The organism is Pseudoalteromonas galatheae, assembly GCF_005886105.2.
Taxonomy (GTDB): Bacteria; Pseudomonadota; Gammaproteobacteria; order Enterobacterales; family Alteromonadaceae; genus Pseudoalteromonas; species Pseudoalteromonas galatheae.
Map to the genome: position 1 here is coordinate 1 of NZ_PNCO02000002.1, position 24,363 is coordinate 24,363.

A 24,363-nucleotide genomic window follows, 5' to 3' on the forward strand; every position below is an offset into this window, starting at 1 on the left:
ATGCGGAGGCTAGCACCGTGTGGGAGTCATTATGTCTATGTTTTTATTGAGAGTAGTGCATGATTCAAAAAGAAGTTGCATTAGTTTCCTACCTAGCAATGAAAGGTGAAATACCTTTTAAGGATTTCATTAATTGGGTTGGCAACCACTATAATGAATCAACTGTTTTTCAGACAGTAATGCATGAAAGCACATGCGTATCAGATGGTATGGCTGTGTTATTAGAAAATTACGACACTTTTGATTTTCCTGAAGAGTTTTGGTTATCCAAAATAGCTGAAGAATCTATATCAAATAAAATTTCACTTTTAGATTCGGTTAAAAGAGCATACGAATTATTAAACCTTGAAGGCTCTGGCAACCATGAGCTTTCGGGTTTATTGTATCGATTAGTTGATGACTTTAGCGAAGAGAGTAAAAGTCAGTTTGTTCAACGTATTAAAGAAAGTAACTTTGAAATTAAATTACAAGCTTACAATCTAGGTCAGTGGGCAGAACTAAACATGCAAGTCTTTAATAAAAAACATAACAAAGTTGTAAACGTGGACAAATAACAGTTGGCTTTGTTCGTGCCTCACAAATTTTAGCCAACTATTATTTGCCGGTTACAACGGCGTTATAAGTACTCAGAGGTATCAGTGAAATTTTTTAAGTACATCGGTTTCGGGTTGCTAAGTATATTCTTATTTTTTATTGGAATAGCGGTAATTAATACTGCCAATCAGGCTAAGCCTAGTGAGACTTTCATCCCTTTTATTGAGCAAAACATGCCAGAAATAGCTAAGTGGGATAAGGCTGTTTTTGAACGTTTAATGAGCGAAGATGCGTTCAAGTCAATCCCCCCCGAGCAGTGGGAGCTTTACTTATGGAAACAATACAGACACCCACTGTTATCTATTCACCATAGTTACGGCAGTTTCGACTGAGAATTACAAACAAGTGTTCATCACTCATATCAAAAGTGTTTCTAAAATAAGCGAGTTTTTGGCGTTTACGTATTTCTCGACGTCAAAATCAGCTTATCGCGCACGGCATGGGGAGGCTACGGTTAGCGCAGCTTGAGGCATTATTGCTAAAGCCTTTATTTGGTCTAGCCAGCAAAAAAAACAGTGACACCCACCACTATTGATATTCAAGCTGGGGGAGTGAAATAAAAAAGTATGTAAACACTCCAATCATTTTGGTCAATAACGTTTTTCGATAAGTTATTTCTTAGCACTTAAGCGTATCTCTATATTAAAACAGGGTTATCGCACACGACAAAGCGCTGTAAATACAACAGTAAGAAATTCTAGCGTTGAGAGTGTGAGTTTTGCTAAGCCAACAAGCGCTCGCAGTTTGTTAGGTTTGTACGTCGTCGTTTTTGCAGTGTTTCACAGTAGGCGGTTATTGTTCGCTCTCTTCCAACTGCACCGTGGAATACCCGAGAAAATTGCGTAGTGAGTTTTATCCAATTCTCAGGCTCTATATTGAGTCGAGTGAGAATAGGCTGAGACTCAAAGATATAGCCTCGCTTGTCGGCGCGAATACATTGGCCTGTTAGCTCAACCAATTCAATATAGGATTTGAGCTCAAAAGGCAGGCCTTTGGGCATGTGTTTTCGTGGGCTGCCAGCGAAGCGTAATAGGCTTTTTGGTTGTTTGCCCAGCTTTGCGTGGTCAACGCGCTTTTTGATGCTGGTGTAGTCTGAGGTTTCAGGCGTTGCGGCAATGTTGGCTCTAATTGGGTTTAGGTCTACGTAAGCGAGACAAGCAGTCAATGCAGCCTCGTCTAGTAATGCTTGGGATTTGAATCGTCCTTCCCAAAACCGGCCTGTACAATTATCTTCTTTATTTGCTCGGCGGGCGATGTCTTCGTTAAGCACTCGCATAAACCAGCTAATATCTGCGAGTCTTTCTCTATATCCATCAACCAGCTCGTCGAATATCAATGGTTCCGATTCGCTGAGTGGTTCACCTTCAGTAAACTTTTGGCTTATCCAATTGCCTTTAAATAACTTGTGCCATCGTATCACAATCGCTTTATCCGACAGACGCTTAGCCTTTTTATCATCAACATATAAAACAATGTGGGTGTGATTACTCATCACGGCATAAGCACAGACATCAATACAAAACACGGAGCCCAGCATCAGGAGCTTTTCTTCAACCCAATCCCGGCGGTGCTCGTATGATTTTCCAGAAAATTTATCTTCACCGCACAGAAACGCGCGCCTTACGCAGCGGGAGATACAGTGGTAGTATCTGGTGTCGGTTAAACTGATTTGCTTTTTACGGGCAGTAGCCATAGTTTGGTTTCCTCAATCCTTTGAGTGTAGATTCAAAGTTTAGGCAGTATCTTTGGAAGGTGCAAATTAGTGGTGGGTGTCAGCGATTTAAGCGGTGGTGGGTGTCAGCGATTTATTATGCCTCACCAGTATTAATCGGTTATGCGAGACGTTATGTAGATGGATAAATATGAAGAAGAAATTGCTACTCGTTGCTGTGCTCCTAAGCCCATTATTTTTTTGGTACGGATACAAACCTATCCGAATATTGGCTCCTGAGCTTAACGGTTTGGACTGTGTTAGTGCTACCATCTGTATTGATGACTCTTCTAAACTTGATGAAGCATCAAAGCTGTATTCATCAGCATATTTTTTCACAGAAAAAAAGGTGGCTTCATTCGAGAAAAGCCCTAGAGTAATTTTTTGCTCTACCTCTGCCTGCTTTAACTCATTCGGTCTTGAGGAAATGAGAGCTATAACAATTAGTACAATTGGTATAGTCGTAGGTCCTAGAGGTTGGAACTCGACTTTTCTTTCTCATGAATTTGTTCATCATTTACAGCATGAAAAACTCGGTGACTTTGAGGTATGGCTAGATACTCCGCAATGGTTTATGGAAGGTATGGCTTACTCTCTCACTGATACACGTGAAGTCTTAGATGAACCATGGGAAAGTCACCGTGCTAAGTTTGAGCTTTGGAACAAGAACTTAGACACTAATAATTTCTGGCAAAGGGCGCGATCACTGTAAATTCACATAACAACGCGCTTAAAAGGACGGACACAAAAGGCTGGCTTGCGCTCATTATTTGCTCAGCTTATTCTGCTATTTTACTGATTTTATCATGGCATTATATTCTTTAGATAGCTCAGTTATTTTAAAATGAATTTAAGTAATACATTAAAGAAGTAAAAAGTGTTTATCATCCAATTAAAATTTTCAGACAATAAGTCTTAAGCGAGAGATTTTATGGAAGGCCATAAAGAATGGCTTCAAGCGGGATTTGATAAGGGTATATTTTTGTTATCCGGCAGTCTGCAACCAAATGCAGGCGGTGGTATTGTTGCGGTAAAAGTGTCCAAAGAGGAAATTGAAGAAATTGTCGCTGAAGATCCTTTTGTAATTGAAAATGTGGTTAAACCAGAAATTATCGAGTTAACTCCATCTAAAGCTGATGATCGTCTGTTATTTTTAATCGATTAGTCGATAGTTTAAAGTAATATGCACATAATACGGGCAGGTAGCGGATCTCCGGCAATTGTCACTTTTTTGCTTTCGCAAAAATAGCGCCTCTTGCCGCGACTGCCGATGTTTAGGAGAGTCACCTGAAAACTTGGAAGTTCGCTTTTATCGTTTCAATTTTGTTCTTGATAGGTAGCAACACATATTGGTTTTTTGTTTTTGCCGACCAAGCTCTTACCGAAAAATATCAGTCTATGAATTTGCATCATCAAGACCAGTTAATTGCCGATATGGGTAACTTAATTGTCAAAGGAATTGAAGGTAAAAGCAAAAAAGATGTTTTATTTCTATTAAGGCAAGCCAAGCCTGAAGCATTTCTTGTTGATGAAGGTGATGTTGTGACCTTTGAAAATATCGCGTTTAAATTCGAACAAGATAAATTGGTTGCAGTGGGGAAGTAAACACATAATGAATCAATTATAGGTGGGACGTGCTAAGCCTGGCTGGCGTTTACGTATTTCTCGACGTCAAAATCAGCTTATCGCGCACGGCATAGGGGAGGCTACGGCTAGCGCAGCTTGAGGCGTTATTGCTAAAGCCTTTATTTGGTCCAGCCAGCAAACGTTCACAATTTGCTAGGTTTGTGCGCCGTCGTTTTTTGAGTGTTTTACAATAAGTGGTCAGTACTCGCTCTCGGCCATTCCTCAATGAACTTCTAAGTTATCCAGTTGCTTTTAAACAGCTTGTGCCAGCGTATCACAATGGCTTTATCAGATACGCACTTAGCCTTTTTATCATCAACATGCAAAAACCAACTTGAGAGATAAACAGGCTCTTGTGCTAAATAACCTCAAGCTAAGTAAATTTTACGCAAATTATACGGCAACGAAATTTCGACAAGGATAGAATAAAGACATAGCGCAAGTTGGAGTCACTATGTTTTCTGAGAATGGGTTTATTGCCAAGAACGAGTATCTCGTTAGTTTACTGGTTTTGCTATTAACCAGTGCTTTTGCTGTTATCTTAGACTCGCTGTTACATTCGGCGATCAGTGTACTGTTGGTATTGCAGTTGGGGGTTGTCGTTGTTTCTCTCATCGCAAAACGTTGGATGGCACTGGGAGTGGCGATTGCTAGCAGTCTAGTGTTCAACTTTTTCATCACAGAACCCAGATACACGCTTCATATGAACAATACCGAAGATGTGGTCAATTTAGTGGTATTTATCGCTGTGGCATTAGCTACTAGCTATTTATCGAGTTATATCAAAGAGCAAAAGCAGCTACTTTTAGTCGCAAACGTAAGATCGAATATTTTGTTGTCAGTCTCTCATGATTTACGTACTCCACTTGCGGCGGTGATGGGCGCGCTCGAAACGCTAGAAACCTACCGCGATAAGTTAGACCAAGATGAGCAAAACGAGTTGTTGGGATCGGCACGCTCTGAAAGCCACCGTTTGTTTCGCTATATCGAAAATATCTTGCAAGCCACCAAGTTACAGCATCAGGGAGATGAGCTTTCGCTTTTTAAGCAACCAACATCAATTGATGTATTGATCGATAACGTCATTTTGCGGCTAGGTGCGCCATGCGTCTCGAGAATGCCTCAGAATGTGAGTCCAATTCTCACGATACAAGCTGCACTCATTGAGCAAGCTCTGTTTAACTTAATCGAAAACGCAGTCACTTTTAGTCCCGATGGAGAGCGGGTTGAGATTTCCTTTGGAGAAACGCAGCAAGCGTTGTTGATATTTATTCAGGATAATGGTCCCGGGATCCCCGTCGCTCGACAAAAAGAAGTCTTTAGCGCCTTTAGCTCGTTTCGACAAAGCGTCAGTAAAGACGGTGGCAGTGGCTTAGGGCTGAGTGTGGCGAGAGGTATTATTCGTGCGCACGGCGGTGATATTCGCATTTTGCCGACGACGCAAGGCTGCACAATGGAAGTTAGTTTGCCAAAAGAGGAGGCGCATTGATGACCCACACCATTCTATTGATTGACGATGAAGAAGAGATCCGTCGTTTTATCCGCTTAGCATTAAAAGCTGAAGGGCTTAATTATGTGGAAGCCAGCACCGGGAAGGAAGCCATGTTGGTGCTAAAAGGTGAGCTGCCAGACTTGGTGATCTTAGATCTTGGGCTACCTGATTTTGATGGGTATAGCATTTTGAAGAAGATCCGAGAAACCAGCAAGCTACCTGTATTGATCTTAACTGCACGAGATCAAGAGGCCGAGAAGATTAAACTGCTGGAGGGCGGCGCAAACGACTACCTGACGAAGCCTTTTAGCATCAAAGAGCTGTTGGTACGCGTCAAAGTGCTATTACGAGATTTAGTACCGAACAAACGCTTGCTTGCCATTGACTACGGCAAGTTGATGATAGATTTACAAAAGCATCAAGTCATTATGGATAACGCACCATTAGCACTGTCGAAAAAGGAATTTGCACTACTTAGTATGCTTGCACAAAGAGCACAAGAGTTAGTCAGTCAGCAAACCTTATTAAAGCAAATTTGGGGCGAAAGCCATGTCGAAGATAGTCATTATTTACGGATTGTGGTCAGCCAGTTACGTAAGAAACTCAGTGACGATGCTGCTACACCAAAAATCATAGAAACTGAGCCTGGGGTTGGTTATCGGTTTTTACTTTTACCACTCAATAAGCATTTCTCGTAACGAAGTATATAGAGGTTGTTATGGCACAATTTGTAGTTATTGGTTTAGGTCGATTTGGTTTTGCGGCTTGTTTGGAATTAAAACGACTTGGTAATAAAGTGATAGGGGTAGATAGTCGCGAACGTGTGGTGAACCAAGTTGTTGAGCATATTGATTATGCCACCTCTTTGGATGCGACCGATGAAACGGCATTACGCCAGCTAGATATTACGAGAAGCAAAGCGGTACTGGTCGCCATTGGTGAAAACCTAGAAGCTAGCATTTTATGTGTGCTTTCGTTAAAGAACTTAGGCGTTGAGCAAATTTGGGTTAAGGCCAGCTCAGAAGCGCATCATACAATTTTATCTCGTTTAGGCGTAACACGTGTGATCCACCCTGAAGAAGAAATGGGGATCAAGGTTGCACAAGCACTGAATTACCCTATGGTCAATCAATATATGCAGTTGGGACATGGCTTTTATATGGTGGAAGTCATCGTGAATAAATTAAGCTGCGGGCAGTCTTTGGCAACCCTATTAAAGCGTGCAAAAGGCGAAATCAAGGCTGTGTTAGTGCAGCGCGGTAAAACGTGTTATACCAATCCGGCAGAGACATTTTTGATCAACGAAGATGATAAAGTGATCCTCAACGGTCAGTTAAAAGCGTTAAATTCTATCGCGCTAAAACTGGAGGCGTAATGAAAACATGGAGCCCCCATTATTTCCCCTATTCAAATAGTAAGCTCAAAGCCCGCAAAAAGCCGCTGAGGCTAAGTCCCCCTGCAGTTCTGTTTATAGGGTTTTGTGGGCTGATAGCTTTAGGTACTATGTTGCTGCTACTACCGATAGCACACACCCAAGACATCAAAGTGATGCAAGCGCTATTTACTGCAACTTCCGCGGTAACGGTAACAGGGCTTGCCGTATTGAGTACGCCAAATGATTTTACTACCTTTGGTCATCTCGTAATTGCCTGTCTTATTCAAATCGGTGGACTTGGTTTTATGACCATTACGGTTGTAGTGCTGCGGGGGATGGGGCAGCAAATGGACATTAGTAAACAACTGATCGCAAAAGAAAGTTTTGGCGTTGATCGGTTTGACCAGTTGGTTGATACAGCCAAATGCGTGTTAGTTTATGCACTGATCATCGAATCGATTGGGTTTACCATTTTACTTGCTCATTGGTATCAAACGCTACCGCTGGGTGATGCGATAATGCAAAGCTTCTTCTACACCATTTCGGCTTTTAACAATGCGGGATTTGCACTGCATGATGACAGCCTAACCAGTTTTCGTGGTGATTGGGTCGTTAATCTTGTGATATCGGGGTTATTTGTGATTGGCGGACTTGGATTTGTGGTGCTGATGGATATAGTGAAAAGACGCCGTTGGAGCCGGTTTGGATCTGCCACTAAGTTAGTGTTGATAGCAACTGCGGTGTTAAATGTGCTGGCATTTAGCTTATTTTGGCTTTTTGAAGCAAATAACCCAGAGACCCTTGGAAATTTACCATTGTCTGAGCAAGTGATCACTGCATGGATGCAAGCCGTGACGCCACGTACAGCGGGCTTTAATAGTGTTGACTTTGCGTTGGTAAATGATGAAAGTACCGTGCTGACCATTTGGTTAATGATAATAGGCGGCGGCTCTATGAGTACGGCCAGTGGTCTTAAAATAACCACGGTTGTGGTGCTATTAATGGCAACTTACGCTTATCTTAGACGCCGGGGACAAGTTGCTATCGGACACAGACAAATTTCGCCTGAAACGGTATTTAAGGCGCTTAGCCTCACCGTGGTGTACTTTTTTACTGTGATGCTCGCAACCCTTATTTTGACGATCACCGAGCAGGCAAATTTAACGGATATCACGTTTGAAGCGGTGTCGGCGTTAGGCACGGTTGGCTTGTCTCGAGGGATCACCGGCTCATTGTCCGAACCCGGTGAAGCGGTAATCATCTTTTTAATGCTGATTGGGCGCTTGGGGCCGTTAACCTTTTTATACTTAATCGCTCGCCCGAAACGAGAGAATTTAAAGTATGCAAAAGCGGAAATTCAGGTAGGATAAGCAAAAAATAACGGAAATCATGATGAAGTATCCCAAACCGTTGAAAGCGGGCAGTAAAATTGCGATCACGGCATTCTCAGCGGGCGTACCTGCTGCTATGCACGCGAGATTAGACAACGCTTTGGATTATCTCGCGCAACAAGGTTTTGAACTCGTGGTTGGTGAATGCCTGCGAGATAACCACAACTACGTTAGCGCAGATGTCAAAACCCGTGCTAATGAGCTTATGGGATATTTACTCGATGACACAATAGACGCGATTATGCCGCCATGGGGCGGTGCAATTGCAATGGATTTACTGACATTACTTGATTGGGAAAAGTTGGCGCATGCTCCGCCAAAATGGCTCATTGGTTTCTCTGATGTCAGCACTTTGCTGAGCGCAGTGACTTGCAAACTAGGCTGGGCAAGTGTGCATGCAACTAACCTTATGCAATTAAATGTCCATCAACAAGACGCGTTAACGGTTGGACTTTTTAACCATTTGAGGCGTGCGCCTAATGACTCTTTTACGCAGTTTCCCTCGACACATTTTGAAGCTGAGCCACTCAATTTTGTTGATTTTCCCGATGCTGGATTTAACTTGTCCGCGACCACTCAATGGCGTATTTTGGCCAATGGAAATCATCGGCAGCAGTTTGCTGGTCGATTATTAGGCGGCTGTTTGGATATTCACATGTTATTGGCTGGTACGGAATATTTTGATCTGGACGCTTTTTCACAGACGCATCCTGATGAGTCGATTATCTTATATTTTGAAAATGGCGAAATGCCGCCAGCGGCATACTATCGTGCGCTGCAAAGTATTAAATTACGAGGTTGGTTTTCGAAAGTCGCTGGAGTTTTGATTGGTCGAAATCCAGAGCCACTAGCAAAAGATAGCGACTGGACGCACCTAGATGCATTGCAAAACGTCTTTACTGGTTTTGATTTCCCAGTGCTATACGATGTAGATATTGGCCATCAAGCGCCGAATTTAACGCTGATTAACGGCGCTTATGCCGAAGTGACAGTTGGCGATACCTTTTCAATTACACAGACATTAATATGAATCTAGAATATAAAGTCGGCTCGATAGATGACCTCCTCGCAATAGAAATCCAAATTCCTGAATTTGCTACGCCAAGAGAGCGTGAGGAAGTCGTAGATAAACTGCGAGATAAACAGCACTTGTTGCTGGTGGCGTACGCTCAAGGCAAGCCTGTAGGGTATAAGCTAGGTCACGAATTACCAAATAACGAGTTTTATAGCTGGTTAGGCGCGGTCATCCCCGAATATCGCGGCAAAGGTATTGCCAAGCAGCTGTTGGTGATGCAAGAAACTTGGTGCAAAGCGCAAGGCTATAGCGCCATTAGAGTAAAGTCGAGAAACCTATTCAAAAACATGCTATTGATGCTAATAAGCCGCGATTACCAGATTGTAAAATGTGAACAAATCAACGGCTCATCGGATTGCAAAATTCACTTTTATAAGCAATTACAATAAAGCCTAACCTTTGATATTAGGCTTTATTGTTATCAGATGAGCTGGTGGCGCTTCTTCGCCATATTCCTGCTAATATCGAGCCGCTTACATTATGCCAAATAGAAAATAGGGTGCCTGCTACGGCCGCTGCAGGAGTAAAGAACTTCATAGCAAGCGCAACAGCAAGCCCCGAGTTTTGCATACCCACCTCAAAGGCCATGGTGCGACATACCTTCTCGTCAAAACCGAGCTGTTTTGGAATGAAATAACCCAAAAGTAGCCCTGTAGTATTGTGCAGGATCACGGCAACCAGCATAACGAGCCCAATGCTTTGAAGTTTAGGTTGATTAAGAGCAACGATCACCGCAATGATAAAAACGATTGAAAGCATTGAAAGTAAAGGCAGTATCGGAGTTGTTTTGATAACAGAGTGCGTTAGTGGTTTGGCAAACAAGGTATTGAAAGCAACGCCCACAGTCACCGGAAGTAGTACAATTTTTAGCAGGCTGATCAACATATCAGAAAACTGAATATCAACCACTTGGCCAATCATCAATGTGGTAATTAGTGGTGTTAAGAACACGCCGAGTAAAGTACTAATCGCGGTCATAGAAATCGATAACGCAACATCTCCTTTGGCGAGATAACACAAAACGTTACTAGCTGTGCCGCCAGCAACCGTGCCCACTAAAATCATACCAATTAATAAGTCAGTTTCTAGGCTCATTGTGGTGGCAATCAAGTAGGCAACACTTGGCATCACTGTAAATTGAAGCAGCACGCTGACGAAAATGGCTTTTTTGTTGTCGAGTACGCGTAAAAAGTCTTTTGTAGTGAGGGTTAAACCCATTGTCAGCATGATCAACATTAATAACGGAATAATGCCGCTTTTAAATGCGCTAAATAGAGTTGGGAAAAGATACGCTATTACTGAGCAAATAATGGCCCAAAGAGGGAATAGTTGTACGATTTTTGTCATAGCCTGCTTAGCTCTCTTTTTTACTATAGATAAGCGCCGCAAAAATAATGGCACTGCCAATACCCAGGCGAACTAGGTCTGCTTCTCGGTTCCAAATCAGCAAATTGACAATAATCCCAGCTGGGATCAGCACATTGTTCATTACTGCGAGTTCACCCACCGAGACGCGGGTCAGTCCTAAGTTCCAGACGTAATACCCTACGCCTGAAGCAATCAAGCCTAAATAAATCAGTATTCCCCATTGTAGATTATCACTTGGGAGTTGCTGAGGATTGCCGAATAGCATAAATCCAATGGTGAGCACTAAAGAGGCGCCAATAAAGAAAAAACCGAAGCTTTGATGGTGTACCAGCTGGTAATGGTTACTTAAGCGTTTGTAACTTACTTGGCCGATTGCAAAGCAAAGATTTGCACCTTGAACTAATAGCAAGCCAAAAAGGTAGTCGCTAGTAAGCTCAGTAAATCTAATGGTGATTGCACCAACAATAGCAATGAGTGCAGACAGCAAGAAAGTGGCGTTGAACGAGCGGTTTAGTAAGTCATTGAGTGCAGTAATATAGATGGGTGTCATCACAGTGAATAGCAACACTTCAGGTACGCTTAGGTATAAAAAGGAATGATAGTAAAAGCCATACATCAGACCAATCTGTACTGCACCTATTGCCATCAGCTTGATTATCAACTCTTTATTCACTGAACTCAATTTCAAAAATGGAATAAACACAATCGCTGCAAGTAAGGTTCTGGACAAAGCGCTAAACCAAGCATCGACCTGACCTGCCAGATAGACACCAATCAACGAAAACGAGAACGCCCAAAGTAAAGTAACAACCCAAAGTAATGGCATAGTTAATTAGTTGTAATTTTTAATCCAGCAATTGTATCACGAGTGTCGTAGAAAATTGAGTGTTCGAAAAAAGCGATGATATTGATCTTTATAATGTGATTTTAATTTATAATAAGTCACATACAATGGTCGTGTATTCACAGTACATCCCTACATTGTTTTACCCATGATGTGTTTGGCCGCCGCTGCGGCCTTTTTTCTTAAGCCGATAATTTCTTATGTAGCCTATGCCTTGCTTAAATCAAGCAATGAACCTGATCTAATTGCTATTTTTTATTTTCTTTGTAAATTTTTAGTTTGCCTTGGTTAAAAAATTGAAATTTTTATTTTTATTGTGTAGTTTATTTTTAACCAAGGTGTCTTGGTTGTTATTACAAATAGATTAAAGGAAATAATAATGAAAACAACATTAATAGCTTCAGCACTAGTTTTACTCGGTACATTGTCACTTGATTCTCAGGCAGCTGATTTACGATGCTCTTTGAATGTTAAATCAGGCGGAAACGTATGGGGAAATGGAAGTAATCACTGCTCTGGACTAGACTTTTCTTTTGGTAACTCGACTAGCGGTAAATTTTACATTGCTAACGCATCAAAACCGATCAGTAAAGTGATTTGGAACGGTGATGCGAGCTGTTCTGGCGGCACAACATGTTATATGACTATTCGCGCTTATCGCCAATATAATGCTACGGCAACTATTCTATACACTGACGGTACTTACGAGACAACAAACTCTGCTCATATTGATTATGAGACAGGTCATTAATTAACCGTCATGCAGCGAGAGACCTTCTCTCGCTGCAAGCGTTTAATCTTTGCTCCTATACTTCATCTTCCCACCTTAACCAGAGAGCAAGCAGTTAATGCTTCAGTAATTTCTCTATTTTCCCAGCCTCAGGAAAAGCTCCTTTCATCGCTTTTAGCAGCCAGCTATTGGTGCGTAAATCGCCTTGCCGAATGGAGGTAGGTACCTTAGCCAGAGCAGCACGTGGAAGCGATGTTGCCCCGCAACTCTTTGGTTAGATGAGAAAATTACTTAAAGTGATGTTAAAGCAATGAGTTAGATCTTTACTTATCCTGAACTCAAGTTAAATAGAAAGTGTTGGTTTCTCTAATCGAAAATGAAGGAAGATTGGTTTGACACAACGCAATAATTGCATAACAATACTGTTATATAATAAACTTATTATGTTTGGATGATGCAGCTTTCACCTCTTCAATTTTATAAATCTTTAGCAGATGAGATCCGCTTAAAAACGCTTGCCATGCTAATGCTAGAAGGTGAGTTATGTGTTTGCGAGCTAATGGTCGCGCTTGAACAAGATAGCCAACCCAAAGTTTCACGACATTTGGCTCAGCTTAAGAAAGCAGAGATCGTGTGTGATCGTAAGCAAAAGCAATGGGTATTTTATTCCATAAACCCAAGGCTGCAGCCATGGATGAAAGCGGTGATAGAAGCAACCGTGGTTAATCAACCAGAATACATTGAGGTAGAGTTGGGAAGACTCAACATGATGGGTGAGCGCCCAACACGTATGGTGGCTTGCTGTAACTAATAATTTGATATTGGAGGGTTTATGACGATTAAAGTAGGGATCAATGGATTTGGTAGAATGGGACGTTTGGCGCTTCGCGCGAGCTTTGACTGGCCTGAAATCGAGTTTGTACAAATTAACGATCCTGCGGGCAACGCCGAGACACTTGCCCATTTATTGGAGTTTGACTCGGTGCATGGCAAGTGGGCACACGCAGTTTCTCATCAAGATGACCATATCATAATAGCTGGTCATCAGTTATCGGTAACCCAAAATAAAGACATTGCTGATACTGACTGGTCACAATGCGATGTAGTTATAGAAGCCTCTGGTAAAATGAAAACCAAAGCTCTACTACAACAATATTTAGATCAGGGTGTTAAAAGGGTTGTCGTTACTGCACCAGTCAAAGAAGACGGCGTGCTAAATATAGTGATGGGTGTGAATGAGCATATTTATGATGAACAGCCACATGAAATAGTGACTGCAGCATCTTGTACTACAAACTGTTTAGCACCTGTTGTTAAAGTACTACAAGACAAAATAGGTATTAAGCATGGCTCAATGACCACAATCCATGATATCACCAATACGCAAACCATTTTGGATGCGCCACATAAGGATTTACGCCGCGCGAGAGCCTGTGGCATGAGTTTAATTCCGACAACAACTGGTTCAGCGACTGCAATCACCCATATTTTTCCAGAATTAAAAGGTAAGTTAAATGGCCACGCTGTTCGTATCCCATTGGCGAATGCATCCTTAACAGACTGTGTGTTCGAGGTCGAACGGCCAACCACAGTAGAAGAGATTAATCACTGGATGGAGCAAGCTGCTGCTACTGAGCTTAAAGGAATTTTAGGATATGAATCACGGCCTTTAGTTTCTATCGATTATAAAACAGATCCGCGCTCTAGCATCGTGGATGCTTTGTCGACCATGGTGGTTAATGGTACTCAGGTTAAATTATACGTGTGGTATGACAACGAGTGGGGTTATGCAAATCGTACCGCGGAATTAGTACGCAAAGTTGGTTTATCGTTAGGCGAATAAAACATTATGCAGCTGAGCACCTTACCTCAAGATATCAAGCAATACCTTATTGTGACAGGTAACTATTGGGCGTTCACCTTGACTGATGGTGCGCTCAGAATGTTGGTGGTACTTTACTTTCATCAATTGGGTTATAACCCGCTTGAAATCGCCATGCTATTTCTCTTTTATGAAATTTTTGGTGTTGTCACCAATTTAATTGGAGGCTGGCTTGGTGCACGTATTGGCTTAAACCGCACTATGAATATTGGCTTAGGCTTACAAATAGCTGCATTATTGATGTTAGTTGTACCAACGCACTGGCTAAGCGTACCTTACGTTATGACCGTGCAGGCGCTTTCTGGTATCGCGAAAGATCTTAATAAAATGAGTGCCAAAAGTGCGATAAAGGCCATTGTAAAATCGGGTGAAGAAGGCACGCTATTTAAGTGGGTTGCAATACTTACCGGCTCTAAAAATGCACTAAAAGGCGTCGGATTTTTTCTTGGGGGGTTGTTGCTTACCTTACTTGGATTTACCGGCGCGATGTGGTTGATGGCAATCATGTTGCTATTAGTTTGGCTATTTAGCCTGATCAGCTTAAAAAGCGATTTAGGTAAGGCTAAAAGTAAACCCAAATTTAGTGATGTATTTTCAAAAAGCCGAGCAATTAATATTTTGTCTGCTGCGCGATTGTTTTTATTTGCCGCGCGGGATGTTTGGTTTGTGGTTGCGCTTCCGGTCTTTTTATCACAGCAGTTCGGTTGGGATCATTGGTGGGTTGGTGGTTTTATGGCTACTTGGGTTATCGGTTATGGCATCGTGCAATCAACAACACCTAGATTTATTAGTCGTGATAAGTTTGCATCAACACCAAGTAAAGTCAGTGGATGGGCGTTATATTTAGCGGCTATTCCGCTGTTGATTGCTATCTCACTTCAAGCACAGCTCTGGACAAGCTTAGCGGTAGTCGTTGGACTTTTGCTCTTTGGCATTGTGTTTGCTATCAATTCATCCCTTCATAGTTACCTTATTGTAAGTTTGGCTGATAGTGATGGAGTGTCACTTGATGTTGGCTTTTATTATATGGCGAACGCTATTGGGCGACTAATTGGTACAGTACTATCAGGTTGGATCTTTTTGGAGTATGGCTTGGCGGCTTGTTTGGTAGTATCAAGCATACTGTTGTTGTTGGCAGGAATAATTTCTCGACGATTACCGAGTTAGTTATAAATGAAGTCTTAGCCGTACTACCCACTTTATTAAAGTAACATTGGCCATACCTTAATTGAGCTTTATTAAAAGTTCGGCCGCTTCTATGTCATTTTGAGGTTATGTCTATGCTGATATTGAGGTGCGCAGGCACCTTCATTCGGCGTGTAATAATAGTTTATTATCTCAATCTGGTTTAAAGAAAATAGCTGATGGGGTATGATGCGCCATACTTTTATTGCAAATTGTTCTCATAATCAATGACATTAGATAAACTTTCCAAAAATAGCGCAGCAACCATCACTTCTCTTACCCATCCAGATACTGCGTTATTAAGTCGAATAATGGCACTTGGAATTATTCCCGGTGAGCAAATAAAAGTCATTAACGTCGCACCACTTGGATGCCCGATACAAGTGAAAATTGGCGATACCTTTGTGAGCGTGCGTAAGGCCGACGCACAGTTCGTTGAAATTGAAGTTTTATAGTTATAAAGGGCTCACGTATGAAAATTGCGTTAGTGGGCAACCCGAACTGCGGGAAAACCACATTATTTAATCGCCTGACCGGCTCTAAACAAAAAGTAGGGAATTGGCCAGGGGTAACTGTCGAGAAAAAATTCGGCTATTTTGCTTTAGAAAACACAAACGTAGAATTGGTAGATTTACCCGGTCTCTATAGCATGGAGCAAATTGAGCCAAGCCAAGATGAGCAAATCGCGTGTGACTTCCTAAAGCAAAATGAAGCTGATGTCATCATTAACATCGTGGATGCCGCTAACTTACAGCGAAATCTAGTATTAACTTCCCAACTGAAAGAGTTAGGTAAACCAATTCTCGTTGTTGCAAATATGGTTGATGTTGCAACTCAGCGCGGGAGAACGCTAGATTTAAAAAGACTCTCTGAACAGTTAGGATTACCTGTAGTGCCTTTCCACGGCGCTAAAGGTACAGGACAAGAAGCGTTGTTGGAACAACTCGCGCAGATCACTCGTTTTCCTAAAACTCCTGTGGCTGCAAATGTCGAAAGCACCAGCAGTGATCCCCTCGAAAAAGCGGTCGCCCGTCACCAAGCAGTAAAAAAATTGGCTGATGGCGTAAGTATCATTACGCCAAAACGTGCAGATACGACAGAAACACTTGATAAAATCGTGCTCAATCGTTGGCTTGGTGTGCCTATTTTCTTAGCCATGATGTATTTAATGTTTACTATTGCGGTTAATGTTGGTGCTGTATTTATCGACTTTTTTGACATCGCCGTGGGTGCCTTACTCATCGATGGTGTAAAGATCCTGCTGGCAGATATTGGCGCACCTCAATGGCTGGGTGTGTTATTGGCTGATGGTTTTGGCGCAGGTATTCAATTGGTGGCGACCTTCATCCCTGTTATTGCTGTGCTGTATCTGTGTTTATCCATTTTGGAAGACAGTGGATATCTTTCTCGGGCCGCGTTTGTGATTGACCGTTTGATGTCATCTATTGGTCTACCTGGCAATGCTTTTGTTCCTTTGATTGTTGGATTCGGCTGTAATGTGCCTGCGGTTATGGCGTCAAGAACGATGGGCCGAGAGTCAGATAGATTACTGACAATTATTATGGCGCCATTTATGTCTTGCGGCGCGCGTTTGACGGTATATGCGTTATTTGCTGCGGCTTTCTTTCCAACGAACGGAGCTAATGTTGTTTTTGGCCTGTATTTGCTTGGCATAGTGGTTGCGGTAGGCTCTGGCTTTTTATTTAGAAAGCAAGTATTCAAAACGCAAAAATTACCCTCGTTTACCGAGATGCCCGCGTATCATATGCCAATTTGGCGCAATATTTTCATCACTACTTGGCAGCGCCTGAGCGGCTTTATCAAACGTGCTGGCAAAACAATTGTCATGGTGGTTATTTTACTCAGTGCATTAAACTCGATTGGTACCGACGGTTCGTTTGGCAATGAGAATACAGATAAATCACTTTTGGCTAAGGCTGCACAAGTGGTCACTCCAATCTTTGAGCCGATTGGGTTAAAAGAGGAAAACTGGCCTGCTACAGTTGGTGTTGTGACTGGTATGTTCGCCAAAGAAGCTATCGTTGGCACTTTAGATGCGCTTTACACCGGTGCTGCAGATGAAGGGGGAGAGTTTTCATTGTTGGCTGCGTTAAAAGAAGCGCTGATGACGATAGTGGACAATAGTAAAGATCTTATTGCAAACCTTGGTGATCCGTTGGGACTTAACGAATTAGAGTCTGGCGCAGAAAGTGGTACTGCGCTACTCACCGCAATGGCCGCGAAATTTAATGGTCAAATCGGTGCATTTAGTTATCTTGTCTTTATCTTGCTCTATACTCCTTGTGTAGCGGTATTAGGTGCAATTAAACGTGAATCAGGCGGTAAGTGGATGTGGCTTGTTATTGGCTGGACGACCTCAATTGCTTATATCATGGCGACTTTAGTCTACCAAGCTAGCCAGTTAAGCACCTCGCCAACGAGTGCTTCGCTTTGGATTGTAGCGATGTTGTTGTTTGGATTTGCGTGGTGGAAAGGGTTGTCTCGACTTGGTAATAGACTCAATCAACCGCCAACCTATCAAATAAACTTAGGTTAGTTATTAAAAGCTTGGTTCCCGGCGCTTAGAGCGCCGTTTTTTATGTTTGGTATCAAGCAAAAAAAAGCAGTGTCAACTGAGTCAACACTGCCAACAACTCTAAATCAATCAAGGGGAGTCTTCACAGAGCAGACTACGCTGTGTTATTGACGGAAGGGTGACGCAATAATGAAAGATTTATGACTGTGAAAATTTCACTTTGCTTCTCGCTAAAAATCGCTTAATTTTTAGTTCTATTTTGCTGTTAACAGGGACAATAATGATAACCAATGATACTTCTCTTATTTTGCGCCACCTTGATACTATTCATGCGCTACTCTCAAATTCATATTGGGCAAAACAGATGCCTAAAGCTTTGCTAGAAAAAGCCATTCAAAATAGCCTGAGTTTCATTTATTTGGATGACAAAGGCGAGTTTCAAGGCTTTTGTCGCGTGATAACTGACTATGCCACCTTTGCCTATCTTGCCGACGTGATAGTTGATGAAAGTGCTAGAGGTAAAGGGGTAGGCAAAGCGATTGTTCAAGCTGTGGTTGAACATCCAGAGCTACAAGGTCTGAGACGCTTTATGTTGGCGACTCTTGATGCGCATACTTTATATGAAAAATTTGGCTTTGTAGCGGTGCCAGATCCAAGTATTTTGATGCAGATCTGCCATCCCACTATATATTCGGATTTACAAGATTAATTTCAGGTTTTTTACTCATTTATATTTTGTTTTTTAGAACGAATACTGGATAAATTCATTTACCCTGAACATAATAAAGACGATAACAACAACAGGTGTTTTTTATTATGTTACTGCTCGCGACTATCTATTTGGCTGCTGCGATATTTGCGGTGCCAATCGCTAAACGGCTAGGGCTTGGCTCTGTGCTTGGATATTTATTGGCAGGGATCTTAATTGGTCCTCACCTTCTTCATCTTGTGGGGGAGCAAACCGACGTCATGCACTTTGCCGAGTTTGGTGTAGTGATGATGCTATTCTTAGTTGGACTGGAGTTACAACCGAAAAGGCTATGGACGATGCGTCGCTCTATAGTTGGTCTAGGTGGTTTACAAGTGGTTATAACAACGGCTGTACTCTATTTCGCGATTGATTTAGCGCTTGGCTTTTTGTGGCAGCAATCATTAGCCATTGCATTAATGTTGGCACTGTCTTCTACCGCCATTGCACTGCAAACCTTAAATGAAAAAGGCTTGATTAAACAATCTGGCGGTCAAAATGCGTTTTCGGTGTTGTTATTTCAAGATATAGCCGTGATCCCCATTCTCGCGATTATGCCGTTGTTAGCATTTAGTGATTTGGCTGTGAGTGATGGTCACGGAAATTTATTACACGCTTTTCCGACTTACCTTCAAGTGGCTATTTCTGTTTTTGTCATTTTAGCTATTATCGCTGCTGGGCACTATGTCGCTGCACCGTTATTTAGATATATCGCCAGCACTCGAATGCGCGAATTATTTACCGTGGTGGCGCTATTTATCGTTATCGCAACTGCGTTATTGATGCAAAGTATTGGTTTATCTCCTGCGCTTGGAACATTTCTCGCGGGTGTCGTCCTCGCGGAAAGTGAATTTCGCCATGAATTAGAAGCCGATATCGAGCCGTTTAAAGGGCTGTTACTTGGGCTATTTTTCATCACAGTCGGCGCATCAATTGACTTTGCTTTATTAGCTGAAAAGTGGTCATTTATTTTGGCTTCAGTGCTGCTGTTAATGGGGTTAAAGGCAGTGATTTTATATTTGTTGGCGATGGCGTTTTCACTGCACCAGCGAGCGACATGGTTATTTACTGCTGCCCTGTGTCAAGGCGGAGAGTTCGCGTTTGTACTACTTTCGGTTACTGGCAGTTTAGCAATCTTAACTCCAGATCAAGCCGCGTTAGTTACGTTGGTTGTTGCGGTATCTATGCTCGGATCGCCCCTCATTTTTATTCTTTATGACAAAATCGTTGAACGTCAGACCAATACTACTCATGAAGAAGATAGCTTAGAGACGATGGAAGCAACACAAAACGTCATAGTGATCGGCTATGGGCGTTTTGGTCAAGTGATAGGACGTTTGCTCCACGCGCAGGGCTATCATTTGTCGATTTTGGATCACAGTCCAAGTCAAATTGAGCTACTACGTCGCTTTGGCAATCAAGTGTTTTATGGCGATGGTGCACGATTAGATTTGCTTGAAGCCGCAGGGGCTCACGAGGCGCAAATGCTGGTTGTGGCGATTGATGAACCAGATAAAACCCTCGAAATCGTCAGGTTGGCGCAACAACACTTCCCTCATCTAAAACTCGTGGTTCGTGCGACTGACCGTCGTCATGCCTACCAATTGATAAAGTTGGGTGTCACAGCGTTTGAGCGAGAGACCTTTGTCTCTGCTGTGAAGTTAGGTGAACAGGCGCTCAAGTTATTGGGTCATAGTGAAGAAGATGTTGCACGAGCGGGCCACCTCTTTACCAAACACGATGTTGAATCTATGCATATGCTCGCTGATGTGTGGGGAGACGATGAAAGTTATGGTATTGCGATTCGTCAGCGTATGGCAGACCTCAAACAAGTGCTGCAGGCGGACGAAAAAGCACAAGAAGATCTTAATACCTGCCATGGTGAAAATTGTGAAGATAAACCATCAGCTATTGAACGATAGCGTATAAATATTGGGTTAGATCAGTATGTTGAGAGTGACATTAGAGCAATGGCGCATGTTTAGAGCCGTTGTCGAATATGGTGGTTTTAATCAAGCTGCCAAAGAAGTACATAAAAGCCAGTCAAGTATCCACACTGCGGTCCATAAAATTGAAGAGGGCCTTGGTGTTAAGCTTTTTAGAGTCGAAGGGCGAAAGACCTTGTTGACCGAAGCGGGCGAAATGATGCTGCGCCGTGCCAATTATCTATTGGAAGAAGCGGCAAAAGTGGAAGCGGTTGGTCAGACGCTGGGCGAGGGAGTCGAGAGTCAACTGCGCATAGCGGTCGATGAAATTTTTCCACAGCAGGTGCTCTATAAAGTGCTAGAAAATACATCTGCACAATATCCCTTGCTGCGTGTCGAGTTAGTTGAGTCTGTATTAACGGGTGCATCTGAACTTTTGCAAAATACTGACGTAGACATCGCCATTTCTCCTGTGACTTTGCAAGACGGGTTCAGTGAAGAGTTGTGCCAAATCGAGTTTATTGCAGTGGCAAATCCCAATCACGCATTACACCAATTTGGTCGCGCGCTTACATTCGAGGACTTAAAGTCCCATCGTCAAATCGTAGTAAGAGACTCTGCAATCTCGCGTAAAAAAGATGAAGGTTGGTTGGGGGCGCATCAACGTTGGACGGTGAGCCATATGACAACCTCGATAGATATGATAGCGCAAGGCTTAGGATTTGCTTGGTTGCCCATTCCGGCTATCAAAACGCAACTAGACTCTGGCGTTTTGAAACCGCTACCACTATCACAACATAGTCAGCGTAAAGCACAGCTTCATCTCATTTTTAAAGATGGTGACAGGCTTGGGCCCGCCGCGCGCGCATTTATTGGTGAATTAAGATATCAGTGCATGCAGCTGGAAGATTCTATTGAGTAGAATGGTTGATGTTAAATTATCAAATTTTATCCGTTTCAAACAGGCAATAGACTGAGATCATCAACATGCGTTTGGAGCGAAACATGCGATATATTCGAAAAGCACAAGATAGAGGTAAAGCAGATTTTGGTTGGTTACAAAGCCAACATAGTTTCTCATTTGGTCGATATTATGATCCCGCCCACATGGGATTTGGTAATCTTAGGGTGATCAATGATGATACCGTACTTGGTGGTCATGGCTTTGATACTCATGGTCACCGAGATATGGAAATTATTTCCTATGTCATTGACGGTGAATTAGCACATCAAGATAGTATGGGCAATCAGTTTACTGTGGCGGCAGGTGAAGTTCAGAGAATGAGCGCAGGTAGTGGCATTCTTCATTCAGAATATAATGCTTCAAAGACAGCGCCTGCCCATTTTTTACAAATTTGGATAGAGCCAAAGCTTAAAGGCATAACGCCGAGTTATGAACAAATTCAAATTAAACAGAGTAGTGCACTTACGCCAATTGTTACGCCTACAGGCGTGGGGGGCACTCTGAGTATCAATGCTGAAGCTGAAATACACCGTTTGCAGCTACATCAAGGTCAACAGATTCAACTGAATGCGCACACGCAAAAAGCCTATTTGCACATTGTTGGCGGCGAAGTGACGCTCGATAGTGAGGCATTTCAGCAAGGAGACGGTATCGGCCTGAATGCCGGTGACAACATGCAGGTTGCTGCAGTAACAGATGTTGAAGCGCTGTGGTTTTTATTACTTAATTAATAAATTCAGCGCCTCAAATTAAAGGAATTGAAGAATGACAGAACCAATTCAACTTGCAGTAATTGCCCTTGTCGTTCTGCTAAGTGGTATTTCAAAGTCTGGCTTTGCAGGCGCATTAGGGGCGTTTTCTGTTCCAATTTTGATGATGGTGTTGAATCCTAGGGACGCCATTGCGTTGATGCTTCCGCTACTTATCGTGGCGGATGTTTTTAGTCTGAAGAGTTACTGGCGGTTATGGAACATGACGGAACTAAAGCGGTTATTGCCAGGTACGCTAGTCGGGATAGCTTTAGCAACGCTTTTTCTTCAGGGCGTCAGTGAATTTTGGCTGACGGTTGTGATTGCAGCGATGAGCATAATATTTGCGCTTAAAAGCCTACTTATTAAAAATACACCTGAAAGTGTTGGGCACTTAAGGTTACTGGCCGCGAGCACCTCTACAGCAGCTGGTATCTCCACCACCTTAATTCATGCTGGCGGCCCACCACTTATGGTGTATTTTAACGCTCGAAAATTGGAGCCAACGGCTTATATCGCAACGGTTGCGGTACTATTTGCACTGATGAATGTGATTAAGTTGGCGACCTTCTCTGCAACTGGGTTGTTACAGTGGCAACATGTGCTGCTTGCTATTTGTTTTACACCTTTAGCATTGCTCGGTAATAGACTCGGCGTGTACCTTGCGAAACGCTTGCCTAAAAAGCAATTTTTGCTGGTGATGAACGGACTACTGCTCATGCTTGGAGTGGTATTAATTGGTAAATTGCTGTGATGGTATCGGTTACCAAAATCTAGCAAAGTAAATGCCCACAACATGTTGTGGGCATAGAAAGCTATAGCTGCTCTTCCATCTCTTTTTGATACTCATCTGCAAGCTGCGACTTTTCACTTTTATCAAGTACCTTACCTGCACGTTGGAAAAATGCTTGCTCTTCGTCAGCTAAGTGATGCTCAACTTTGTCTTTGAGTTTTTTCAATTTAGTTAGCCAACTAGGATCGGAAAACTCCGTCTTATCCAGTGCTTCAATTAACTCATCAATCTCATGATGCTCGGCGATACCGTGGCGAGAGTCTTCGATCGTCATGTCGCTTTCCATTAACGGGGCGTAAAAGTACCTTTCTTCTGCGATGGCATGCGCTTCTAGCGCGTCTTTCAACTCTTTATAGTACTTTTCACGGACTTTTGAATCACCAGAAGTGTCAGCCAACATATTCAAAAGGGCGCGTTGATGATCATGATCTTGCTTTATTGCATTAAAAATTTCCATGTAGGTTACCTCTTGTTTTAGTTTAAAACGTCTGCTTTGGTAGTGTTTTTGAAAAACGATATGAGCTTGCTCCGGTGCGCTTCATTATTCGTTTTGATGATGAGCAGCCATTTGCCCTCTGCGATTTTATTCATTACTGCTTGATTAAATGCATCTTTATCTGGACGCAAAGAAATAAGGCCTGAAGCAAATAGCCCTATAAATAAGCCGGGGCTTAGTAAAGCGATAAACGTCAAATAAGGATTCGCTTGTGTAAAAGCGGGGCCGTAGCTCACTAACAGTCCGGCGATGAGAAAGCCTAATATCACCCCCATACTGCCAAGGTACAAATGCCAATTGAGCATATTTTTGGCAAGACGACTTTCGCTTTTAGATTCAAGCTTTTTGTCAGCATTCTTATCATTCGGATTGACCAATTCTAGATGCTCATGCTGAACAAGGTGACTATTTAGCAATTCATTTTGCAATTTTTCTGCGGCTACTCTCCCTGTTAGAACAGCCCCAACTCTATGATCTGCATAGGATAATATTTCAAGATTACCCATTACTCCTCCTAAATTCGTTGCAGCTTGTAATTATTCAAACTGCAAGTGTTATACCGACAGAAAGAGCTTTTTAATCTATTGAATTTTATGGATAATTCCGATTTCCGTGGATTCTAAGATTGAATAAATGAAGCACTAGCCAGAAAGAATTACCGAGTAGTTACTACATGTTTTGATACAACATAATGATTTTAAAGATAGGTTAGGGATTAAATTGGCATATTTACTCATATCGTATCAAAAAATTTACAAATATATGTTTTGTTACTTAATTCAAGATATTAAGTTTGGGTCTGTTTTTTAAACAAATGCATGAAAGCATTGCATAAATATTTAAAGTAAATTAAATATTATTAAAATGTTAACTTTGGGG

General features: G+C 42.3%; 27 protein-coding genes and 1 pseudogene. 22 read left to right on the plus strand and 6 right to left on the minus strand.

What is annotated here, in order from left to right; translation table 11 throughout:
- The first annotated feature begins 59 nt into the window (after positions 1-59).
- Positions 60-554 (plus strand): hypothetical protein, encoded by a 495-nt coding sequence (locus CWC29_RS18115; RefSeq protein ID WP_138521394.1) that lies wholly within the window; start codon positions 60-62, stop codon positions 552-554.
- An 84-nt stretch (positions 555-638) separates the two neighbouring features.
- The gene (locus CWC29_RS18120) at positions 639-926 is read left to right on the plus strand and encodes a hypothetical protein (RefSeq protein ID WP_138521392.1); all 288 of its coding nucleotides are present in this window, start codon (positions 639-641) and stop codon (positions 924-926) included.
- Between the two features lie 389 nt (positions 927-1,315).
- On the opposite strand, the gene CWC29_RS18125 is transcribed toward CWC29_RS18120, so the two are convergent.
- Complete coding sequence (locus tag CWC29_RS18125) at positions 1,316-2,287, minus strand: transposase (protein ID WP_138521390.1); 972 nt, start codon at positions 2,285-2,287, stop codon at positions 1,316-1,318.
- A 169-nt stretch (positions 2,288-2,456) separates the two neighbouring features.
- Here CWC29_RS18125 and CWC29_RS18130 point away from each other — a divergent pair, with 169 nt between their 5' ends.
- From CWC29_RS18130 to CWC29_RS18140, 3 genes are all read left to right on the plus strand, one after another.
- Positions 2,457-3,017, plus strand: a complete 561-nt coding sequence (locus tag CWC29_RS18130; RefSeq protein WP_138521388.1) for a hypothetical protein — start codon at positions 2,457-2,459, stop codon at positions 3,015-3,017.
- 219 nt (positions 3,018-3,236) lie between these two features.
- Positions 3,237-3,470 (plus strand): YciI family protein, encoded by a 234-nt coding sequence (locus CWC29_RS18135; protein ID WP_209319180.1) that lies wholly within the window; start codon positions 3,237-3,239, stop codon positions 3,468-3,470.
- 158 nt (positions 3,471-3,628) lie between these two features.
- Positions 3,629-3,910: an Imm58 family immunity protein gene (locus CWC29_RS18140; protein WP_408004179.1), complete on the plus strand. Its 282-nt coding sequence runs from the start codon at positions 3,629-3,631 to the stop codon at positions 3,908-3,910.
- Positions 3,911-4,167: 257 nt separating this feature from the next.
- Here CWC29_RS18140 and CWC29_RS23825 read toward each other — a convergent pair.
- A pseudogene (locus tag CWC29_RS23825) lies at positions 4,168-4,257 on the minus strand (transposase); the annotation flags it as partial.
- A 128-nt stretch (positions 4,258-4,385) separates the two neighbouring features.
- Here CWC29_RS23825 and CWC29_RS18150 point away from each other — a divergent pair.
- Genes CWC29_RS18150 through CWC29_RS18175 form a run of 6 tightly spaced genes read left to right on the plus strand, consistent with a single transcriptional unit; the run spans position 4,386 to position 9,653 of the window.
- Positions 4,386-5,420 carry a sensor histidine kinase gene (locus CWC29_RS18150; RefSeq protein WP_138521384.1) on the plus strand — a complete coding sequence of 345 codons (1,035 nt, stop codon included), beginning with the start codon at positions 4,386-4,388 and terminating at the stop codon, positions 5,418-5,420.
- Complete coding sequence (locus CWC29_RS18155; protein ID WP_138521382.1) at positions 5,420-6,121, plus strand: response regulator; 702 nt, start codon at positions 5,420-5,422, stop codon at positions 6,119-6,121. The genes CWC29_RS18150 and CWC29_RS18155 overlap by 1 nt, the downstream gene beginning before the upstream one ends.
- A 20-nt stretch (positions 6,122-6,141) precedes the next feature.
- Positions 6,142-6,798: a potassium channel family protein gene (locus tag CWC29_RS18160; RefSeq protein WP_128726686.1), complete on the plus strand. Its 657-nt coding sequence runs from the start codon at positions 6,142-6,144 to the stop codon at positions 6,796-6,798.
- Entirely contained in the window at positions 6,798-8,168 is a 1,371-nt protein-coding gene (locus CWC29_RS18165) for a TrkH family potassium uptake protein (protein WP_209319181.1), read from the plus strand. Before CWC29_RS18160 ends, CWC29_RS18165 begins: the two co-directional genes overlap by 1 nt.
- A 19-nt stretch (positions 8,169-8,187) precedes the next feature.
- Positions 8,188-9,219 (plus strand): S66 family peptidase, encoded by a 1,032-nt coding sequence (locus CWC29_RS18170; protein ID WP_235956685.1) that lies wholly within the window; start codon positions 8,188-8,190, stop codon positions 9,217-9,219.
- Positions 9,216-9,653, plus strand: coding sequence for a GNAT family N-acetyltransferase (locus tag CWC29_RS18175; RefSeq protein WP_138521378.1), 438 nt, complete (start codon positions 9,216-9,218; stop codon positions 9,651-9,653). The genes CWC29_RS18170 and CWC29_RS18175 overlap by 4 nt, the downstream gene beginning before the upstream one ends.
- Before the next feature lie 16 nt (positions 9,654-9,669).
- On the opposite strand, the gene CWC29_RS18180 is transcribed toward CWC29_RS18175, so the two are convergent.
- Positions 9,670-10,611, minus strand: coding sequence for a bile acid:sodium symporter family protein (locus CWC29_RS18180; protein WP_128726683.1), 942 nt, complete (start codon positions 10,609-10,611; stop codon positions 9,670-9,672).
- A gap of 7 nt (positions 10,612-10,618) precedes the next feature.
- On the minus strand, positions 10,619-11,458 hold the full coding sequence (locus CWC29_RS18185; RefSeq protein WP_128726682.1) for an EamA family transporter: 840 nt from the start codon (positions 11,456-11,458) through the stop codon (positions 10,619-10,621).
- A gap of 397 nt (positions 11,459-11,855) precedes the next feature.
- Here CWC29_RS18185 and CWC29_RS18190 point away from each other — a divergent pair, with 397 nt between their 5' ends.
- The 11 genes from CWC29_RS18190 (at position 11,856) to CWC29_RS18240 (ending at position 22,949) form a co-directional block, all read left to right on the plus strand.
- Positions 11,856-12,227 (plus strand): hypothetical protein, encoded by a 372-nt coding sequence (locus CWC29_RS18190; RefSeq protein ID WP_128726681.1) that lies wholly within the window; start codon positions 11,856-11,858, stop codon positions 12,225-12,227.
- A 430-nt stretch (positions 12,228-12,657) separates the two neighbouring features.
- On the plus strand, positions 12,658-13,017 hold the full coding sequence (locus CWC29_RS18195) for a metalloregulator ArsR/SmtB family transcription factor (RefSeq protein ID WP_128726680.1): 360 nt from the start codon (positions 12,658-12,660) through the stop codon (positions 13,015-13,017).
- 21 nt (positions 13,018-13,038) lie between these two features.
- Positions 13,039-14,049 carry an ArsJ-associated glyceraldehyde-3-phosphate dehydrogenase gene (locus CWC29_RS18200; RefSeq protein WP_138521376.1) on the plus strand — a complete coding sequence of 337 codons (1,011 nt, stop codon included), beginning with the start codon at positions 13,039-13,041 and terminating at the stop codon, positions 14,047-14,049.
- A gap of 6 nt (positions 14,050-14,055) precedes the next feature.
- The gene (arsJ, locus tag CWC29_RS18205) at positions 14,056-15,255 is read left to right on the plus strand and encodes an organoarsenical effux MFS transporter ArsJ (RefSeq protein WP_138521375.1); all 1,200 of its coding nucleotides are present in this window, start codon (positions 14,056-14,058) and stop codon (positions 15,253-15,255) included.
- Positions 15,256-15,500: 245 nt separating this feature from the next.
- Positions 15,501-15,728, plus strand: coding sequence for a FeoA family protein (locus CWC29_RS18210; RefSeq protein ID WP_095729668.1), 228 nt, complete (start codon positions 15,501-15,503; stop codon positions 15,726-15,728).
- 17 nt (positions 15,729-15,745) lie between these two features.
- Positions 15,746-17,830, plus strand: a complete 2,085-nt coding sequence (feoB, locus tag CWC29_RS18215; protein ID WP_128726677.1) for a ferrous iron transport protein B — start codon at positions 15,746-15,748, stop codon at positions 17,828-17,830.
- A 259-nt stretch (positions 17,831-18,089) separates the two neighbouring features.
- Positions 18,090-18,518, plus strand: coding sequence for a GNAT family N-acetyltransferase (locus tag CWC29_RS18220; protein ID WP_128726676.1), 429 nt, complete (start codon positions 18,090-18,092; stop codon positions 18,516-18,518).
- Positions 18,519-18,625: 107 nt separating this feature from the next.
- Entirely contained in the window at positions 18,626-20,479 is a 1,854-nt protein-coding gene (locus CWC29_RS18225; RefSeq protein WP_138521374.1) for a monovalent cation:proton antiporter-2 (CPA2) family protein, read from the plus strand.
- A gap of 25 nt (positions 20,480-20,504) precedes the next feature.
- Positions 20,505-21,404: a LysR family transcriptional regulator gene (locus tag CWC29_RS18230; protein WP_138521373.1), complete on the plus strand. Its 900-nt coding sequence runs from the start codon at positions 20,505-20,507 to the stop codon at positions 21,402-21,404.
- A gap of 83 nt (positions 21,405-21,487) precedes the next feature.
- Positions 21,488-22,177 (plus strand): pirin family protein, encoded by a 690-nt coding sequence (locus CWC29_RS18235; protein WP_138521372.1) that lies wholly within the window; start codon positions 21,488-21,490, stop codon positions 22,175-22,177.
- A 34-nt stretch (positions 22,178-22,211) separates the two neighbouring features.
- Entirely contained in the window at positions 22,212-22,949 is a 738-nt protein-coding gene (locus CWC29_RS18240) for a sulfite exporter TauE/SafE family protein (protein ID WP_138521371.1), read from the plus strand.
- A gap of 61 nt (positions 22,950-23,010) precedes the next feature.
- On the opposite strand, the gene CWC29_RS18245 is transcribed toward CWC29_RS18240, so the two are convergent.
- Positions 23,011-23,445 (minus strand): hemerythrin domain-containing protein, encoded by a 435-nt coding sequence (locus tag CWC29_RS18245; RefSeq protein ID WP_128726671.1) that lies wholly within the window; start codon positions 23,443-23,445, stop codon positions 23,011-23,013.
- Positions 23,446-23,462: 17 nt separating this feature from the next.
- A complete protein-coding gene (locus CWC29_RS18250) occupies positions 23,463-23,990 on the minus strand; it encodes a hypothetical protein (RefSeq protein WP_128726670.1) in 528 nt (175 codons plus the stop codon).
- Positions 23,991-24,363 lie beyond the last annotated feature (373 nt).

Bases quoted from the DNA above. Each gene is read 5' to 3' on its own strand.
- CWC29_RS18170 (WP_235956685.1), top strand. From the start codon at position 8,188: ATGATGAAGTATCCCAAACCGTTGAAAGCGGGCAGTAAAATTGCGATC.
- CWC29_RS18155 (WP_138521382.1), top strand. From the start codon at position 5,420: ATGACCCACACCATTCTATTGATTGACGATGAAGAAGAGATCCGTCGT.
- CWC29_RS18165 (WP_209319181.1), top strand. From the start codon at position 6,798: ATGAAAACATGGAGCCCCCATTATTTCCCCTATTCAAATAGTAAGCTC.
- CWC29_RS18125 (WP_138521390.1), bottom strand. From the start codon at position 2,287: ATGGCTACTGCCCGTAAAAAGCAAATCAGTTTAACCGACACCAGATAC.
- CWC29_RS18220 (WP_128726676.1), top strand. From the start codon at position 18,090: ATGATAACCAATGATACTTCTCTTATTTTGCGCCACCTTGATACTATT.
- CWC29_RS18135 (WP_209319180.1), top strand. From the start codon at position 3,237: ATGGAAGGCCATAAAGAATGGCTTCAAGCGGGATTTGATAAGGGTATA.
- CWC29_RS18210 (WP_095729668.1), top strand. From the start codon at position 15,501: ATGACATTAGATAAACTTTCCAAAAATAGCGCAGCAACCATCACTTCT.
- CWC29_RS18250 (WP_128726670.1), bottom strand. From the start codon at position 23,990: ATGGGTAATCTTGAAATATTATCCTATGCAGATCATAGAGTTGGGGCT.
- CWC29_RS18190 (WP_128726681.1), top strand. From the start codon at position 11,856: ATGAAAACAACATTAATAGCTTCAGCACTAGTTTTACTCGGTACATTG.
- CWC29_RS18245 (WP_128726671.1), bottom strand. From the start codon at position 23,445: ATGGAAATTTTTAATGCAATAAAGCAAGATCATGATCATCAACGCGCC.
- CWC29_RS18230 (WP_138521373.1), top strand. From the start codon at position 20,505: ATGTTGAGAGTGACATTAGAGCAATGGCGCATGTTTAGAGCCGTTGTC.
- CWC29_RS18175 (WP_138521378.1), top strand. From the start codon at position 9,216: ATGAATCTAGAATATAAAGTCGGCTCGATAGATGACCTCCTCGCAATA.
- CWC29_RS18240 (WP_138521371.1), top strand. From the start codon at position 22,212: ATGACAGAACCAATTCAACTTGCAGTAATTGCCCTTGTCGTTCTGCTA.
- CWC29_RS18200 (WP_138521376.1), top strand. From the start codon at position 13,039: ATGACGATTAAAGTAGGGATCAATGGATTTGGTAGAATGGGACGTTTG.
- feoB (WP_128726677.1), top strand. From the start codon at position 15,746: ATGAAAATTGCGTTAGTGGGCAACCCGAACTGCGGGAAAACCACATTA.
- CWC29_RS18225 (WP_138521374.1), top strand. From the start codon at position 18,626: ATGTTACTGCTCGCGACTATCTATTTGGCTGCTGCGATATTTGCGGTG.
- CWC29_RS18195 (WP_128726680.1), top strand. From the start codon at position 12,658: ATGATGCAGCTTTCACCTCTTCAATTTTATAAATCTTTAGCAGATGAG.
- CWC29_RS18150 (WP_138521384.1), top strand. From the start codon at position 4,386: ATGTTTTCTGAGAATGGGTTTATTGCCAAGAACGAGTATCTCGTTAGT.
- CWC29_RS18130 (WP_138521388.1), top strand. From the start codon at position 2,457: ATGAAGAAGAAATTGCTACTCGTTGCTGTGCTCCTAAGCCCATTATTT.
- CWC29_RS18185 (WP_128726682.1), bottom strand. From the start codon at position 11,458: ATGCCATTACTTTGGGTTGTTACTTTACTTTGGGCGTTCTCGTTTTCG.
- CWC29_RS18180 (WP_128726683.1), bottom strand. From the start codon at position 10,611: ATGACAAAAATCGTACAACTATTCCCTCTTTGGGCCATTATTTGCTCA.
- CWC29_RS18235 (WP_138521372.1), top strand. From the start codon at position 21,488: ATGCGATATATTCGAAAAGCACAAGATAGAGGTAAAGCAGATTTTGGT.
- arsJ (WP_138521375.1), top strand. From the start codon at position 14,056: ATGCAGCTGAGCACCTTACCTCAAGATATCAAGCAATACCTTATTGTG.
- CWC29_RS18115 (WP_138521394.1), top strand. From the start codon at position 60: ATGATTCAAAAAGAAGTTGCATTAGTTTCCTACCTAGCAATGAAAGGT.
- CWC29_RS18160 (WP_128726686.1), top strand. From the start codon at position 6,142: ATGGCACAATTTGTAGTTATTGGTTTAGGTCGATTTGGTTTTGCGGCT.